A 15,203-nucleotide genomic window follows, 5' to 3' on the forward strand; every position below is an offset into this window, starting at 1 on the left:
AAGGAGCGACATATCATAGGTCATCGAAATCAAATCCAAGCCCCTTCTCTTTACTCATCTGGTTGAAGTGCGTTTTTAGCGTTCCGGAGAGCTTGGTGTCGTTCCACAAATCGAATTGTCGAGTGTAGAGTTTAAGCGATTTCCATATCTCAACCTTTTTTTGCATCGGCAAAGCATCGAATTCTGCCTTTCCAGCACTGCGCTTGAAAATCTTGTCGAGACCGGCGTGAAAATCGATGTGCTTATCATCGGGAAGCGAGTATAGAGCCTGCTCTTCTGGGCCACCCAGATACTTTGGAAAGGCGTGATGGGCCTCGGATTTGTAGATGCGGGTTTTTCCGTTTAGCCGCATGAAATCCCGAATGACGGCGTCATGTTCAGTCTCGGAAAGAGACGCCAACTCCTCCGCGCTGAAGTCGGAATCTCCGGTCTTTCCTTTGGGCAAGTTCAACTTGATCGCTTTTTCTTCTGCAACACTGTCGGCTTTGTTGCCGAGAGTTTTTCCGCAGTCCTTCGGTGAGTTGAAACGACACCATGTGCCTTTGAACGGTTTCGGTCGGCGATAAACGACGCCGTCAACTTCGATCTCTATGTCGTATCCTGGTTCGCTTGATTTACGGAAGGCGGCTCTGGAATTACCGATCTTTTTGTCTATTGCCTTTCGTTCGGCCGTAATCTTGCGAGTATCAGTCTTCCGTGTACTCTTTCGGAGATCACGCCTTGCTTGGCGAATTGCTTTCTTGTCAGAACGCCGGGCCTGCCGACGGAGTTTACGTGCGGAACGTGCTTGTTTTCTGGCTTGCCGACGCGCGGCACGTCGACCGGCTTTTGCCACTTGCTCGACGCCTTCTTCAACGACCTCGCTTGCACCGCCAGTCAGCGCGATCTCAGCGCCGTCGATAACGGCCTCTGCGGCGCCCAGAGCCGTATCGATATCTTCCGCCTGTTCAATTGAAGCGGTCGGTATGTTAATCCTCGGCAGGCACAATCTGTTAGAGAAGAAGCATTCCTGTGCTTCATTGCTGCAATTAACGTTGCCGTCTGTGACGCCCAAGTCGTCCGCAAACCGGATTTCAAGCGCTTCCATATCCACCATAACGGGCAGACTCTCTTCGTCCAAGGTTCGGGCACGCTTGTATCGTGGCAATCGGAGCTTGACGTGTGGGCCGTCTACTGCGGCCTCAGCAAATGGATGACCTAGTTCGAAACAATAGGCGAGCGTACTGACAGCAACGTCGCGAACCCGTTGCCGGAGCTCGCCTCGACGCAGGGAGCGGAATTTCTGAACGGTACCGCCAACAACAAACCTTTCTGGGGTGCCTTCGACGCCTGTTGTTACAAGCGCGCCCAGTTTTTCGCCGTCAAGAGACGGCGCATCACTATCGAAATCTTCCGGTTCTTCGATTGACGTTTCGCTTGATGTGTCCGCGCGTTGATCCGCGTCGCTCTCCGATCCCAAGCCTTCCAACCCGAGACCTGGATCGTTGGACGGAGGCGTGTCATCCACCTTTTGTTCAAGTGCCAAACCACCTTCGACAGGATCTGCTGATGGCTCTTTGGCTTCGTTGCCACTGTGTCCCCCGTCGCCCTCACCGCTCACTGTATTGGATGCACCTGACCCTTTTCCGCCAGTTGGAGTAACTTCAATGGGGAGCGTGTTGGGGTAATTGAATTTCCTAGGATCGGGTTGACTTGCATTGCAATGGAAGACTAACGCGATGTTGGTTTGAGGCGTTTTGAAACCAAGTTTTTTGCTGTCTTTGGGAGACAGCTTAAAGTTTCCGCCCGGTAGAACTGTTACAATATAGGGCGAATGCTCTGCAGTGAGTTTGACATTTTTGCGTTTGTAGGTGTACGGCCTTCTTAGACCGGATAGATGGTATTTAATGGTTGCGTTCGGTGGCTGGCCCGAGACCACAATTCTTTCGACCTTGCCGCTTGGAACCTCAGATGAGAATTCGCATCGTCGATTTTTCGCTGGCGCTCTTTGCACAAGCGGGGATTTGGATGCAAAGGAACTTGTTAGCCCCTGCTGCGCCGTATGCACCAACTCATGCGCCATCAGGCGGCGGCCTTCGGTTGACGCGAAATCGCGGTGGCCCGGCGCGAAAGCAACGTTGTTCTTCAATGTATAGGCGCGCGCGTTGATGCCCTTGGCGGCAGCACCGGCACGGGCGCTGTCATGAACGCGAATGTCAGAGAGGTCGCGGCCGAGGCGGGGTTCGAAATAGCCCCTTTCAGCGCGCGACAACGGCGCACCGCCGCTTGAGACTGCCGCCGCCGCCTGATTGATCGCATGGGTGGCAGCACCCGAACCAGCGGCTTTCATCTGTAGCGTGTCTTCCTCCTCTTCCTCCTCCTGTCGCTGCAGTCCTGCGGGCTTCCTCTGCACCTCTTCCTCGTCCTCTTCCATCCGTTGCAAGCTGGCTTCCGCCATCCCAAGCGGACCGACGCCAGAACCGCTCACCACCCGGTCCGCGATGCGGTCAGCTTCCTGTTCATAGCGGTCGCCGGGCTTGTTCACGGTCAGTTTGGGCTGCACCCCCAACCGCTCCTGGGCTGCGCAAGTGGGGCATTGATCCTCGACCCCCTTGGACGCACCGCAGGCGCAGGCACGCTGCAGGTGGGGGGCGGTATGGGATTGAACGGCTGCATCTGTGGCGATTGTGGCCTGTTTCATCGGTTCAGACCTCGCAGTGTCGCCTGGGCAATCTGTTCGGGGAGCGGTTGCGCATTGGGCTCCGCGCGCACCTGCGCGGACGCGCGCGCCCCGGGGGTGCCAAGGGTGGCGTTGTCCTGCAGGTGCGACTGGATCGCGGCACGCAATGCGCGCATCAGTGTCGCATGGTCCAGCGTGGGATCATCGCTGATGATCCGGTCAATTGTCACGTTGATCTGCCGGGGGCTCATGAAAACACCTCCGCCTCTGTCGCGGTAAACGGCTTTTCAAGCTTTGCATATTCGCGCCGCGCCGCACGCAGCAGATGATCCGGGCGCACCGGGGCATTCTCGGCGGCGGCAAGAAATGACGCGTTAAGCGCGATCGAACGGATACCGCCCCCCGCCAGCGACAGGCGTGCAAGGCGACCCGGATCGATCCCTTCAAGCGGTGTATCGGCAGGAAAGACATGGGCCCAGATTTCGGCCCGGGTCGCCATATCGGGGAAGGGGAAAACCACGACCTGACGCAGCCTGCGCAAGAACGCACGATCAACGGCGTTGCGCTGATTGGTCGTCAGGATCGCAAGGCCACGGTAAGCCTCCATCCGCTGCAGCAGATAGCTGACCTCAACATTGGCATAGCGATCATGGCTGTCCTTCACCTCTGAGCGTTTCCCGAAAAGCGCGTCCGCCTCGTCGAAAAGCAGGATCGCGCCGCCGGCTTCCGCCGCCTCGAAAATCCGCGACAGGTTCTTTTCGGTCTCACCAATGTACTTGCTGATCACCCGGCTCAGGTCGATCTGATAAAGGTCGAGAGACAATTCGTTGGCGATTACCTCGGCAGCAAGGGTCTTGCCGGTGCCGGACGCCCCCGAAAACAAGACAGCCGTCCCAAGCCCCCGATCCCCCTTTTGCGTCCAGCCCCAATCCGACAACACGCGCCACGCGTTGCCTTGATGGGCGGCAAGGTCCTTCAGTGCGGCTTTCGTATCTGCGGGCACCACCAGATCATCCCACCGGACCCGCGCTGTTATCCGCTGTGCCAAACCGTCAAGCGGGCCGCGCGACCTGCGCCGCGCGGCGTGCCACAGGTCGGCGTCTTCGACGCATGCGTCATGCCCGGCGATTTCGGCGGCCACACTGCGAATGGCGCGGGGCGACAGCGCGAATTGTGTCGCCAGATGATCCACACATGCCGACGGCGCTGCTGAGGCCAATGCGGCCTGCCATTGTATGCGGCGCTCGTTCCGGGTGGGTTGGGGCAGGCGCAGGCGCAGCACGGGTTCCCTCTCTGGCAAGGCGACCTCCGGGGCAAGGATGGCAACGGGGCTGAGAAGCTGTTCCACAAGCGCCAAAACATCCCGGCCGGTCGCAGCATCTGCATCCGCTTCAATCATCAATATCGCGCGTGACAACGCCAGTTCCCGGTCGAGGTAAAGCGCAGTTGCAAAGCGTTCCGTCCACGCGCTTGGCAAATCCGCGGCGTCCAGACGCAGAACCCGCGCACCCGCCTGTGCTGCGGCTTGCTGGACCAAGGTGCGGCGCTGCTCGGCAAATCCGCCCTCGATCACCAGAACCGGTGGCGGCCCTTTGGCGGTCAGGGCGCCAACCAGCCGCTCCATGTGTTTGTCATCGGCTTTCACGGCGGTGTCGGTGCTGCGTGGCACCTGCACCAAACCTTCCAGCCGCGCATCCAGACCGGATCGCTCCAGCAGATAGTCGAGAATGCGTTCATCCATTCGGATCACCCGCTCTCGCAGCGGGCCGTGGCCCAGCAACTCCACCATGCGCCACCGCCGCAACGGTGCGGAGGCGGCAAGTGCGGCACCGACCAATGGCCCGACGACGCGCTCCGCCACGGCAACCGTCAGTCCGCCCGCCGCACCCATCTCCGCGAGGTGGTGAGTGGCCGACGCTTCGGTTTCGCAGGCGACGACAGTTGCAAGAAGCTGAAGCGACGTCGGTTCAAGGCCGAAGATCGCGCCAAGGTCGGTCAGGGGCGTGTTTGCCTGCACCTCGAACGCGGGCAGCGGATGGCCCTGCGCAAGGGCAGCAAGACGCGCGACCGCATCACCACCGTGCGACCCCATCGGCGGGGCCTGATCCAGTGGGGGGCGGGGATCGCGGGTCATGTTACTGTCACCGTCTGGAGTTCAGGCGGCGTGGCGCTGCGGTCAATCGCCGGACTGTCGACGCCATCGACCCGCAACCGCACCACAACGTCGGTGCCGGCCCCGGGACCTTCGAAGGTCGCGTCGACCTGATCTGTGTTTGCCAAAGGGCTCTGCAGCACTTCCATCCGGGTCCCGACAAGAATGGCAACCTCCTGTCCCGCGCGAATGGGTGGTGCTGTGTCCACCGTTACCTGCGTGCCAGCCCCCCCTGCAACCGCGGTCGCGGAAATGGCCGGGGCAAGGGCCAGCGGCAAGCGGTTGGTCGCGGCCGTGCGCGCTTCACTATCGGTGAGGATCACCTCGATCTCATAGGCACCGACGCGCCAGGACGCGGGGTCTTGTGGTGTGCCCGCGAGCGAACTGCCACCGGGCAGGGCAGCAGGTCCGGGCAATTGCACGACAAGGCGATCGGGACGCGCGGGGGCCTCGGGCACCAAAAGCAGGCTGACGTCCGTGCCTGCCTCGCGAAAACGGACCTGGGCATCGCCCGTATCCAGCCCGGTTCCGGTCAGCACCACGCGGCCTCCCAAACGCATCACGGGATGCTGGTCCTGCGCTGCGACCGAAAGCAGCGACGGCACAGACGTGGCAAGGTGCGGTTCGGCTGCCACGCCCGGATCGCGCCCTGTCTCGGGATCACGCAAACCGCCTCTGGTCAGCACGGGCAGGGTCGGTCGGACCGGCAGCGCCCGTTCGATCAGCACTACGGACACGTCATAGGCCACCGTCGTGCGGTAGCTGGCCTGCAGTGCCGTCCACATCTTGGACATGTCATCCATTGACAGCGCAACTGGCGTGATCTTCAGCATTTCGATCTGATCCGCCAATTCGGCAGGTGACAGCGGCCCGGTGCCAAAATCGGGCAGGCCACTTCCCAGGCCCGCAAGTTCAGCCGCGGAAAGGGAGGTGCGGATCGACTCCCGCGGGACGACCGGCATCTCGTGGAAAAGCTGCATCGCATAGCCCAGCAACACTTCGGCATGCAGTTCCTCTGCGGCGACTGCGGTCAGGATGTAATGCAGATCCAGCGCCAGCGTCGGGCGCATCTGCAGCGCCCCGTCGCCCGACCGCGTCGGAAGATCCGCGTTGCGCAAGGCCGCATTCGGCGTCACACGATGCAGGAACAGGTTCAGATGTGGCGTCTGGGTGTCAGGGTTGTCCGAAACGATGCGGTCCGGGGGCTGCGCAGTCACCGCGAAATCCGTCCCCATCACCTGATCGACATTCCCGAACACCAGCGCGTCGTTCAGCATGTCCTTCAGGATCCGCGTAACACCAGCGATGGCCAGAACGTTGCTCATCACCCGCGCTCCTTCAGATAGTCGGACAGGGACTGGCCCTTGGCGGCGCGCTTGGGCGTGCGGGACCGCTGCGCGCGATTGGCGGGGGCGGGTGCCGCCGTGCGGACCTCAAGGCGTCCGATGTGGATGTGAATGTCAGGTTCCGCTGCGGGTGGCGGTGTAAGTTGGGCCGCCGTGCGTGCAGGTGTCGGGGCATCCCGGCTCGGACCGGGGCGTTCTGCCAGAGGTTCGGATATTGCCGGTTCGGGTATCGGCATGGCGCGGTGTTCAACAGAAGCAGGAGGGGGCGGGCCGGCAGCCGCCGGTGTTTTCGGGGGCATGTCCCCATCCGTCGTGGTTTCCCGACCTTCGGCCACATCAGGCGGGCGGGAAAGTGTAGAAGGTCTTGGATCGTTTTTCGGCGCTGCCGCAGTCATCTGGGGCGTGTCGCGGATCGGGTCGGGTGGCACGTGTACTGATTGCAAAGGTGCACGGGAAGGCCGGATCGTGGTTTCAGAACGGTCAGACACGGATTGCGTCAGCGGGGGCGAGGTCGGGGCATCGACCGGGCCCTCCGCCTTCATTGCCGTCGGACGCTGCGTTTCATGCGGTGGAGGTGTCTTGTCGGAATGCGGCGGTGCCGGTGCGGTGGTTTCGACCAAACCATCGCTGATTGCATCGGGAGCGCCCTCCGTTCCCGGCAAGGGTTCGAACAGGCCGGGCATGCGCGGTCGCAGGCCACCTTCACCCTGACCTATGGCGCGGCTCAGCAGCCGATTGACCGGCCCGGTCACGATGCCCTCGCCAGGTTCAGATAGGCTTGGCGGCGAAGGGGTCCAAGTGCGAGGATCGCCGCCTCTGACCACGCGTAATAGCGCGCCAGATCGGCCACATCGCGCAGCGCGCGGTGCGCGCGATGTTCGATCTCTGTCCAGATGTATTCAGGTATATCAAGCGTTTCCGGCCAATCGTGACCGCATTCGACGCAGGACAGGCGCACCGACACTTCTGCATCGCTCAACCTTGCATCGATCCAGCCTGCCAGCTTTGCCTGCGTCTGGGCGGGCAGGGCATCCGGCCCCGCCAGACGTGTCCGCAATGCCGATGCGGGATCTGGTGCATTGGCCACGGCGTCAATGTCGCGGGTGGTGACATCGCGCAGCGCAATGCCCTTCAGGGCGGCTGGAACCGCAGACGGGAGCAGGGCCATCGACGCCTCAACATCCGCAATGTCCAGCGTCAGTTCCAACCGCGAGTCGCAGGTTGGGCATTCCGTGATCAGATCCAGCGAGGAATTGAATGATGCGCGATGGATACCCAGCAAGGCCCGGTCCCGCTCCGCCAGCGACAAATCGGCGGGGTTCGTCCAACCGCACCGTTCAAGCACAAGCACCGCACGTTGATAGGGAAAGAGACCCTGACCGGCCTCCCAGAGATCCAGGATCGCATTGATGTCCATTCGGATCGTCATGTGCTTGCTTTCTTGTCGCGCGTCCCGCTCGACCAAGACGCTTATTCGAAACTTGGTTCCTGCGGCTCTTGCACGTCGGTATCGCGCAGCCACCCTTCGTTCTCGAGCTTGATGGATTGAATGGCGACCGCGTTGGCATTGGCGTCCAGTTCCGGCATGGCCTGATATTCCGACACCCAGCAGCGAAACACGCGGTAGGCGATGGCAAGTTGGCCCGCCTCGTTGTACATCTCGATCGTGATGTCGCGGCGGAAGTTGGCCAGCGACACCTCCGATCCCAGCCCCGCTTCGACATTCCAGACGCGGTTCGCCCAATTCTCGAATTCCAGATCGTGGGTCACACCGCGTTCGAGCATGATCGCCTCGTAACTCGACCGGCCCGGTGACTTGCGGCTGGTGGAACTGTCGCCCCCCACCCGGTGTTCGACGACTTCGGTGGTGCGTTTGAGCGCGCCGACCTTGCTGACCCCCGCCACAAAGCGGCCATCCCACCGCACGCGGAACTTGAAGTTCTTGTAAGGATCGAACCTTGATGGGTTGACGTTGAATTCAGGCATGGCGGTCTCCTTGCGGCGGCGCTTGCGTTAGGACTGGCTTTGACCGGCCAGTTGCTGGATCTGGATGACGACGAATTCCGCAGGCTTCAGCGGGGCAAATCCGACGTAGATGTTCACGATGCCCAGATCGATGTCGGCCTGGGTCGTCGTGGTCTTGTCGCACCGCACCAGATAAGCCTCTTGCGGGGTGGACCCCTGCAGCGCGCCTTGTCGGAACAACTGCTGCATGAAGCTTCCAACGCTCAACCGGATCTGTGACCAGAGCGGTTCGTCATTGGGTTCAAACACCACGAACTGCGTGCCGCGATAGAGGCTTTCTTCGATATAGAGGGCAAGCCGACGCACCGGCACGTATTTCCATTCGGAGGCGAAAACATCCGCACCCACAAGGGTCCGCGACCCCCAGCTGACCGTGCCGTAAACAGGAAAGGTGCGCAGGCAATTCACGCCTAGCGGGTTCAGGACGCCGTTTTCGGGATCCGTCATCCGGTAATCAAGCGCCTGCACACCGCGCAGCCGGGCATCAATCCCCGCCGGCGCTTTCCAGACGCCGCGTTCTGCGTCCGTGCGTGCCCACAGACCGGCAATGACGCCGGAATTGGGGAAGGGACGCAACCGCCCGCCCTGTACCGGGTCGCCCATCATCAGACGTGGAAAGTAGATGGCCGAATTGCGGTGCTTCAGGCCCGAATTGGCGGCGTCATTGACCCAGTCGCGCGCGTCTTCGATGGCGCGCACGTTTTCTTCCAGGTCAATCAGGATCATCGACCGCCGTTCTTCGGCATAGGTGACGGCGGCGGTGAGAATATCGATCTGCGACACGTCGGGCAGGTTCAGGATGTTGAACAGATCCGCATCCTCCAGTGCAAAAAGCCCCGTCTTGTCGTCCCGGTCCCCCAGATAAAGGTCCAGCCCGACTTGAGTGCCCAGATCCGGTGCCGTGCCATCCACCCCGATTGCGACAGCACTTTGGGCCGCCACGGTCGGCGGTGTCCCCATGCGGTAGGTCGCAAGGTTCACAATCAGGGTGTCAAGCCCGAGCGCCTGCGTCGGCGTGTTGTTGACGTCCACGGCAACCAATCGCGCCGTCGGCGTATCCGGACTGGCGCGCATGACGATGCGGTCATCCCGGACGGTGACTGTTGCCGCGCGAAAGGCGGGGTGGTCCGTAGCGCGCAGTTCGACCTGCAACATGGCGGCCGCCGCAGACAGCGAAGCGGGCTGTTCGGGAAAACCATAATCCGCAGTCTGCCCGACCGTTGCCCCTGCCGGATCAACAACATCGACCCGGAGCGTGTTTGCCGGCACGAGCGTCGTATTGTCGAAATCGTCAACCCGGGCGCCGGTCGTCCCTGTCGGTGACGGCCGCGTTTGTGAAAAGATGTCCGTCTCGCGGGCTCCGCTTGCCAGTGTCAGCCGCAAGGCCGCAGTCGCACTGTTGATCGAAGCCGGTACAAACCGGATCGAGGTGTTTGTTGGGTTGTTCCCAAGCGTGCCCTCAAGGCGACCATCCGGCGTTTCCACCATGGTGAAATCCCCCGGGGGCGGATTGTCGATAAGGGCATCCACAGTATCCTGAATGGTCGTGGCGACCGCTGCAACGCTTGCAGGGGGGCTGCCGGGGTCGAAAAGATTGAATTCTTCAACCGGGCCGCCGTTGATCTGTACCCCGATGCGCCGCATCGTGTCGGGCAGTGTGCTGACCATCGCGTCGGTGATCTGACCGCCCAGCACGATTGCCGTACCAGTGGTCGCGGGCAGATCGTTGGTAACTTCGATCATCCGGGACGCGTCATTGACGCTGTCCATCGCGTAGTTCGACGAATCCGGGTTCATCGACAGGTTGCGATGGACCTCGGACCGGGACACGACCAATTGACCGCCCACCTGCCGCATCTCGTTCACGGTCAGGTTGAAGGTCGAATCCGGGCTGGACGTGTCATAATCGACCAGCATTTGCAGATTGTTGCCCCAGGCCCCTTCGCTGGCCGCCTCAATCTCCAACGTTGGCCCGTCGTTCGGGCTGTCCAGCGTGACCGACGCGGCCGCAGCGCCTTCGGCGACGCGCACGATCCATGCCGTGGCACCGCCGTTGAGAAAGAAGTGGTTGACCGCATAGCTCAATGCACTGGTCGGATGGAGATCGCCAAAGGTGCGCTCAAAATCGGCAAAGCTGAAGATCTGGGTCGCGTCATCAATCGGTCCGCGCCGACTGTATCCGACAAATGCCGCTACTGAAGTCGGCACACCTGCGATGGCGCGCGACCCCCCTGGAACTTCATCGATGTAGACGCCGGGATAGGAAACTGAAACAGGCATAATCATCGCTCCTTGAGCGTATGCCTTGAGGGTTTTAAGCCCGTCTGAACAAATATGGGACGAGGAGAATAGCCAAAAAAAAGCACCTCGTCGCGACAGCGAACCGAGCAATACGGCGGAGTTAAAGTCTCAAAGCAGATATCAATTTCTGAACTCTTAAAGGATCAGTGACTGCCAGATTCGTGTCAAGGTTGAATTTCGAACGTCCTGTTTATGAGCAGACTTGAGCCTAGTCGCACCAATCCCCACACCACCCATACGCCTGCGTGTACGGACCGCATTCGCCGCGCAAATGGCTTCCCCATCCGGACCAATTGCGCCTGTATGCAAGGATTTAAGCGCGCCGATCGTCATCTGCTGTATGCAGCAGAAGGGTGCCCGGCAAAGGTGATGTAACCCAAAAGATCATGGCGGAGAGACAGGGATTCGAACCCTGGGTAGGCTTGCACCCACAACGGTTTTCGAGACCGCCCCGTTCGACCACTCCGGCACCTCTCCGCGGGGGTCTGGAGCGTTGCAATAGTCGCGAATGTGCGCAGCGGCAAGGGGGCTTGTGCGGGCTTTGGCGCAAAGCGCCGCAATTTGGCGGTTCAGCCTTTCAGAAGTGGTGTTCCCGACCTATCTTGGCTTCAGATCATCCGAAAGGGAGCCCAGATGATAGCCAGATACACCGCCCCGCCGTCCTTTTGGCTGACAGCCTTGCGCTTTGCCGCGCTGTCGGTGGTTGTGATTGCCAGCATGCTGGCGCGCCCGGCGCAGGGCGCGGACGCTGATCGACTTGAGGCGTTTCTGGAAGTGACAGGTTTCGACGTGGCATTGGAAAGCATCCGCCTGTCCGCCGACAGCGCCCCACAAATGCTGGGATTGCAGGCGGAGGATTTCGGATCCGAATGGTCGCGACTGGTGTCGGAGGTGTTTGATACCGACATCATGCACGACATGGCGACGGAAATCCTGGCCCAGACGCTCAGCGATGACCTGCTGGCCCATGCCGCGGGCTTTTATGCCTCTGATCTGGGTACCCGCCTGGTGGCGGTGGAGAACAAGTCCCACATGATCGAGGAAGACGGGCTGAGATCCGAAAGCGGAGCAGAGATCATTGCGGGTCTTGAAAGCATCGACAGTCCGCGTGTCGATCTGTTGGCCCGGCTCTCGAACGCAAGCGGGTCCGAGGATAACGCGATCCGTGCCATTCAGGAGGTTCAGGTGCGCTTTCTCATGGCCGCCGCCGGAGCCGGCGTGATCGAACTGCGGATGGAAGAGCCTGATCTGCGCGAAGCTTTGAAAGAACAGGAGGGCGCGTTGCGGTCATCGATCAAGGCCAATGCGTTGGCCAGTTCCGCCTATACCTATCAGGCCTTTTCCGACGCAGAGGTCGAAGCCTATGCCGAGGCGCTGGAACATCCACTGATGGTGGAAGTCTATGAATTGATGAACGCCGTGCAGTACGAAATCATGGCCAACAGGTTCGAAGCGGTGGCGCTGCGCCTGTCATCCATGCAGCCCAGTCAGGACCTGTGATGCGCCGCAGCCTTCTGCTCTGGCCCTTGTTGCTGATGATGCTGGCCGCGCCAGTTCTTGCCGATGCCCGTATGACCGTGCTTGTCGATGTGCTGAAATTGCGGGAAGCGGCGGAAATCCTGCGTATTGAAGGGGTGGAAACGGCAGATGAGCTCGACCTTGAGATGCTGGACGGGCAGGGCGGTGCCAGCTGGCAGATCCAGGTCGATGCGATCTATGACACGGACCGCATGGTGGAAACGGTGCGTGCCGCACTGGAACGGGAATTGCAGGGGGACCTGCTGGAAGAGGTGATCCGTTTTTACTCCGAAAACCCCGGCGCGCGGATCGTCACGCTCGAAAACACCGCGCGCGATGCCATCCGTGACCCGGCTGTCGAAGAAGCCGCACGCGCGCGGTTTGCCGAACTCGACGGGAGCGACGATCCCCGGCTTGGCCTGATCGCCGAACTTGTCGCCAGCGGCGACATGGTGGACCGCAACGTCACCAACGCGATGAACGCCAATGTGCAGTTCCTGCGCGGTCTGGTTGACGGTGACGCCGCCGAGATGACCGAGGAAGACATGCTGTCCAGCGTGTCGGGTGATCTGGACGAGATGACAGATGACACGCGCAGCTGGCTTTTTGGCTATATGCTGCTGGCCTATTCTCCGCTTGAGACCTCCGAGATCGAGGATTACCTGGCCTTCTCCCGGACACCTGCGGGGGAGGCTTTGAACAGGGCGCTTTTTGACGGTTTCGGGCGGTCTTACGAAGATATCTCCTATGCGCTTGGCCGGGCTGTGGCCCTGAACATGTTGGCGGAAGAGCTTTAGGGGCGTTAAACGCCGATTTGGGCCAGAACACGCTTGACTTGTATACGTGATCTGTCGATAAGCCCGCATCCCGGCAAGACGTTTGCACGGGCCTATATGTAATGACGCCTGAACGGGCGCGCTGTTTGAGGCGGGGCGCAACCCCGAAACGCCCGCAAGCCGGGGGCCACAGGACGCGACAAAATGAAGGAAGACGCGATGTTTGCGGTCATCAAGACTGGCGGTAAGCAATACAAAGTAACCTCCGGCGATATGCTGCGGGTGGAACGGATTGCTGCAAGTGCCGGTGAAACAGTTCAATTCAACGACGTGCTGATGCTAGGTGGCGACAAGCCACAGGTTGGCGCGCCGCTGGTCGAAGACGCAGCCGTTCAGGCCGAAGTCGTCGATCAGATCAAGGGTGACAAGGTCATCAACTTCGTCAAGCGCCGCCGGAAGCATTCCTCCAAGCGCACCAAGGGCCACCGTCAGAAGCTGACATTGGTCAAGATCACCGAGATCATGGCATCCGGTGCTGGCAAATCCAAGGTGATGGCGGCCGTGGGGACGGGTTCTGTATCCGCTGCTGCGGTTGCGGCGCTCTCCGGTGCGTCTGCTGAAGTTGCTGAGAAGCCCGCGAAGGCCAAGAAGGCCGCAGCGCCCAAGGCTGAAAAGAAAGCGGCTCCGAAGGCTGAGCCCAAGGCGGAAAAGAAAGAAGCCGCACCCAAGGCGAAGAAGGCCGCAAAGTCTGATGGCGACGATTTGACCGCGATTTCCGGTGTCGGTCCCGTCATCGTCAAGAAGCTGCACGGTGAGGGCGTCACAACCTTTGCCCAGATCGCGGCATGGACAGACGCGGACGTGGAAGCTATTGAAGAAAAACTGTCGTTCAAGGGTCGTGTCGGTCGTGAAGACTGGATCGCACAGGCCAAAGAACTGGCTAAAGGCTAAGGAGAGACCAAATGGCACATAAAAAAGCAGGCGGTTCATCCCGTAACGGGCGCGACTCAGCCGGTCGTCGCCTTGGCGTCAAGAAATACGGCGGCGAAGCTGTCATTCCCGGCAACATCATCGTGCGCCAGCGCGGCACCAAGTTCTGGCCCGCCGAAGGTGTTGGCATGGGCAAGGATCACACGATCTTCGCGACCGTCGATGGCGCCGTTCAGTTCCACAAGGGCCTGAAGAACCGCACATTTATCTCGGTCCTGCCACAGGCGGAGGCCGCTGAATAAGCCGTACCCGAATAGGCAAAACATTCCAGGGATCGGCGGAAACGCCGGTCCCTTTTCTTTTGTTGCGGTGCCTTTTGAAAGGTCAGTCAAATGTCAGATACGCTACGGACTGAACGTCTTACCTTTCGCCGCTTCCAGCGGGCGGATGCCGAGCGACTGGCTGTCTTGGTCAATGACATCGAAATTGCGCGTTGGATTGGCCCAATGCCACATCCTTACAGCCTTGAAATGGCGCATGACTATCTCGACCATGTCATTGGGTCTGGTGAGGACACCTTTGCATTGGAATACGAAGGCCATTTGGTCGGTGCGATTGGTATTCGCCTCATGCTCGGTTTCTGGCTTGCAAGGGAACACTGGGGCAAAGGGCTGATGACGGAGGCGGCGTTCGTCTTGTTGCACCATCATTTTGCAGGTGGCGCGGCTGTTGTCACATCTGGTTATCACGCTGGCAACGACGCGTCGGCACGGGTTCACGAAAAGCTCGGCTTCCGCCCGAATGGGTCTTCCGCAGTCTTCTCTCAGGCTCTGGGCGAGGACGTCAAGCGGCACGAACTCATTCTGACCGCCGACGACTGGAAGGCCTGCACATGAGCGTCGCCCTGTTCCCCCTTGCGGTCTTTGCCGCCAGCCAGATCGGCACACCCGGTCCCGCCAACATGGCGCTGATGGCTACGGGCGCGCGGTTCGGGCTGCGTGCGGCGCTGCCCTTCGTGGCGGGGGTGGCCTTGGGCAAGCAACTCATCATCTGGCCGGTCGGCTTCGGCCTGATGCAAATGGCGGACAGCTATCCCGGAGTTTTTTCTGCGCTCAAGTACCTTTCTGCGGCCTATATCGTCTGGCTGGCTTGGAAGGTCGCCAATTTGCGTCTGGGGCAGGGCGGTGGTGCGGGAGAGGCCCCGGGGTTCGCGGCGGGATTGATCGTACACCCCCTGAACCCCAAGGCTTGGGCGATGATCGTCGGGGGGTTCACCAATTTCGTAGCCCCCGGCACATCCGCGCTTGTCGCGACGGCCACCATCGCCGCCGTCCTGCTGTTCTGCCAGATCATCCTGCACCCGATGTGGACCTTCGCCGGTGACAGGATCGCGAGCACGGTAGCAGGAACGACTGCGGAACCTTATCTGATGTGGACATTGGCAGGCCTCACAGTCGCCTCTGTCCTGTTCGTACTGTTCGGAGGAGGAACATGAC

Annotated in this window: 14 protein-coding genes and 1 tRNA gene; 6 read left to right on the forward strand and 9 right to left on the reverse strand. The window is 60.7% G+C overall.

The genetic code is table 11. The features are described from left to right. Nucleotides 1-13: 13 nt before the first annotated feature. The 9 genes from AB4X18_RS17940 to AB4X18_RS17980 all read right to left on the reverse strand — a co-directional run bounded on the left by AB4X18_RS17940 (nucleotide 14) and on the right by AB4X18_RS17980 (nucleotide 10,960). Entirely contained in the window at nucleotides 14-2,680 is a 2,667-nt protein-coding gene (locus AB4X18_RS17940; RefSeq protein ID WP_370401372.1) for an eCIS core domain-containing protein, read from the reverse strand. Continuing rightward, nucleotides 2,677-2,910 (reverse strand): hypothetical protein, encoded by a 234-nt coding sequence (locus AB4X18_RS17945; protein ID WP_370401373.1) that lies wholly within the window; start codon nucleotides 2,908-2,910, stop codon nucleotides 2,677-2,679. Before AB4X18_RS17945 ends, AB4X18_RS17940 begins: the two co-directional genes overlap by 4 nt. Then, nucleotides 2,907-4,793, reverse strand: coding sequence for an ATP-binding protein (locus AB4X18_RS17950; protein ID WP_432816868.1), 1,887 nt, complete (start codon nucleotides 4,791-4,793; stop codon nucleotides 2,907-2,909). Before AB4X18_RS17950 ends, AB4X18_RS17945 begins: the two co-directional genes overlap by 4 nt. Further along, nucleotides 4,790-6,136 carry a DUF4255 domain-containing protein gene (locus AB4X18_RS17955; RefSeq protein WP_432816869.1) on the reverse strand — a complete coding sequence of 449 codons (1,347 nt, stop codon included), beginning with the start codon at nucleotides 6,134-6,136 and terminating at the stop codon, nucleotides 4,790-4,792. Before AB4X18_RS17955 ends, AB4X18_RS17950 begins: the two co-directional genes overlap by 4 nt. Continuing rightward, complete coding sequence (locus AB4X18_RS17960) at nucleotides 6,136-6,909, reverse strand: hypothetical protein (RefSeq protein ID WP_370401376.1); 774 nt, start codon at nucleotides 6,907-6,909, stop codon at nucleotides 6,136-6,138. Before AB4X18_RS17960 ends, AB4X18_RS17955 begins: the two co-directional genes overlap by 1 nt. Then, nucleotides 6,906-7,586: a hypothetical protein gene (locus tag AB4X18_RS17965; protein WP_370401377.1), complete on the reverse strand. Its 681-nt coding sequence runs from the start codon at nucleotides 7,584-7,586 to the stop codon at nucleotides 6,906-6,908. The genes AB4X18_RS17960 and AB4X18_RS17965 overlap by 4 nt, the downstream gene beginning before the upstream one ends. Before the next feature lie 41 nt (nucleotides 7,587-7,627). Further along, nucleotides 7,628-8,143 (reverse strand): phage tail protein, encoded by a 516-nt coding sequence (locus AB4X18_RS17970; RefSeq protein ID WP_370401378.1) that lies wholly within the window; start codon nucleotides 8,141-8,143, stop codon nucleotides 7,628-7,630. Nucleotides 8,144-8,170: 27 nt separating this feature from the next. Next, nucleotides 8,171-10,462, reverse strand: a complete 2,292-nt coding sequence (locus AB4X18_RS17975) for a phage tail sheath family protein (RefSeq protein ID WP_432816870.1) — start codon at nucleotides 10,460-10,462, stop codon at nucleotides 8,171-8,173. A 408-nt stretch (nucleotides 10,463-10,870) separates the two neighbouring features. After that, nucleotides 10,871-10,960: transfer RNA gene (locus AB4X18_RS17980), tRNA-Ser, on the reverse strand. A 156-nt stretch (nucleotides 10,961-11,116) separates the two neighbouring features. On the opposite strand from AB4X18_RS17980, the gene AB4X18_RS17985 reads away from it, so the two are divergent. The 6 genes from AB4X18_RS17985 (at nucleotide 11,117) to AB4X18_RS18010 (ending at nucleotide 15,202) form a co-directional block, all read left to right on the forward strand. Then, on the forward strand, nucleotides 11,117-11,983 hold the full coding sequence (locus AB4X18_RS17985) for a DUF2059 domain-containing protein (protein ID WP_370401382.1): 867 nt from the start codon (nucleotides 11,117-11,119) through the stop codon (nucleotides 11,981-11,983). Further along, on the forward strand, nucleotides 11,983-12,798 hold the full coding sequence (locus tag AB4X18_RS17990; protein ID WP_370401383.1) for a hypothetical protein: 816 nt from the start codon (nucleotides 11,983-11,985) through the stop codon (nucleotides 12,796-12,798). The genes AB4X18_RS17985 and AB4X18_RS17990 overlap by 1 nt, the downstream gene beginning before the upstream one ends. Nucleotides 12,799-12,996: 198 nt before the next feature. Then, nucleotides 12,997-13,728, forward strand: a complete 732-nt coding sequence (locus tag AB4X18_RS17995; RefSeq protein ID WP_370402659.1) for a 50S ribosomal protein L21 — start codon at nucleotides 12,997-12,999, stop codon at nucleotides 13,726-13,728. A gap of 11 nt (nucleotides 13,729-13,739) precedes the next feature. Continuing rightward, the gene (rpmA, locus tag AB4X18_RS18000) at nucleotides 13,740-14,009 is read left to right on the forward strand and encodes a 50S ribosomal protein L27 (RefSeq protein WP_370401384.1); all 270 of its coding nucleotides are present in this window, start codon (nucleotides 13,740-13,742) and stop codon (nucleotides 14,007-14,009) included. 90 nt (nucleotides 14,010-14,099) lie between these two features. Further along, nucleotides 14,100-14,603 carry a GNAT family N-acetyltransferase gene (locus AB4X18_RS18005; protein ID WP_432816871.1) on the forward strand — a complete coding sequence of 168 codons (504 nt, stop codon included), beginning with the start codon at nucleotides 14,100-14,102 and terminating at the stop codon, nucleotides 14,601-14,603. Further along, entirely contained in the window at nucleotides 14,600-15,202 is a 603-nt protein-coding gene (locus AB4X18_RS18010; RefSeq protein WP_370401386.1) for a LysE family translocator, read from the forward strand. Before AB4X18_RS18005 ends, AB4X18_RS18010 begins: the two co-directional genes overlap by 4 nt. The last annotated feature ends 1 nt before the right edge of the window (nucleotide 15,203 follow it).

The organism is Sulfitobacter rhodophyticola, assembly GCF_041281685.2.
Classification (GTDB): domain Bacteria; phylum Pseudomonadota; class Alphaproteobacteria; order Rhodobacterales; family Rhodobacteraceae; genus Sulfitobacter.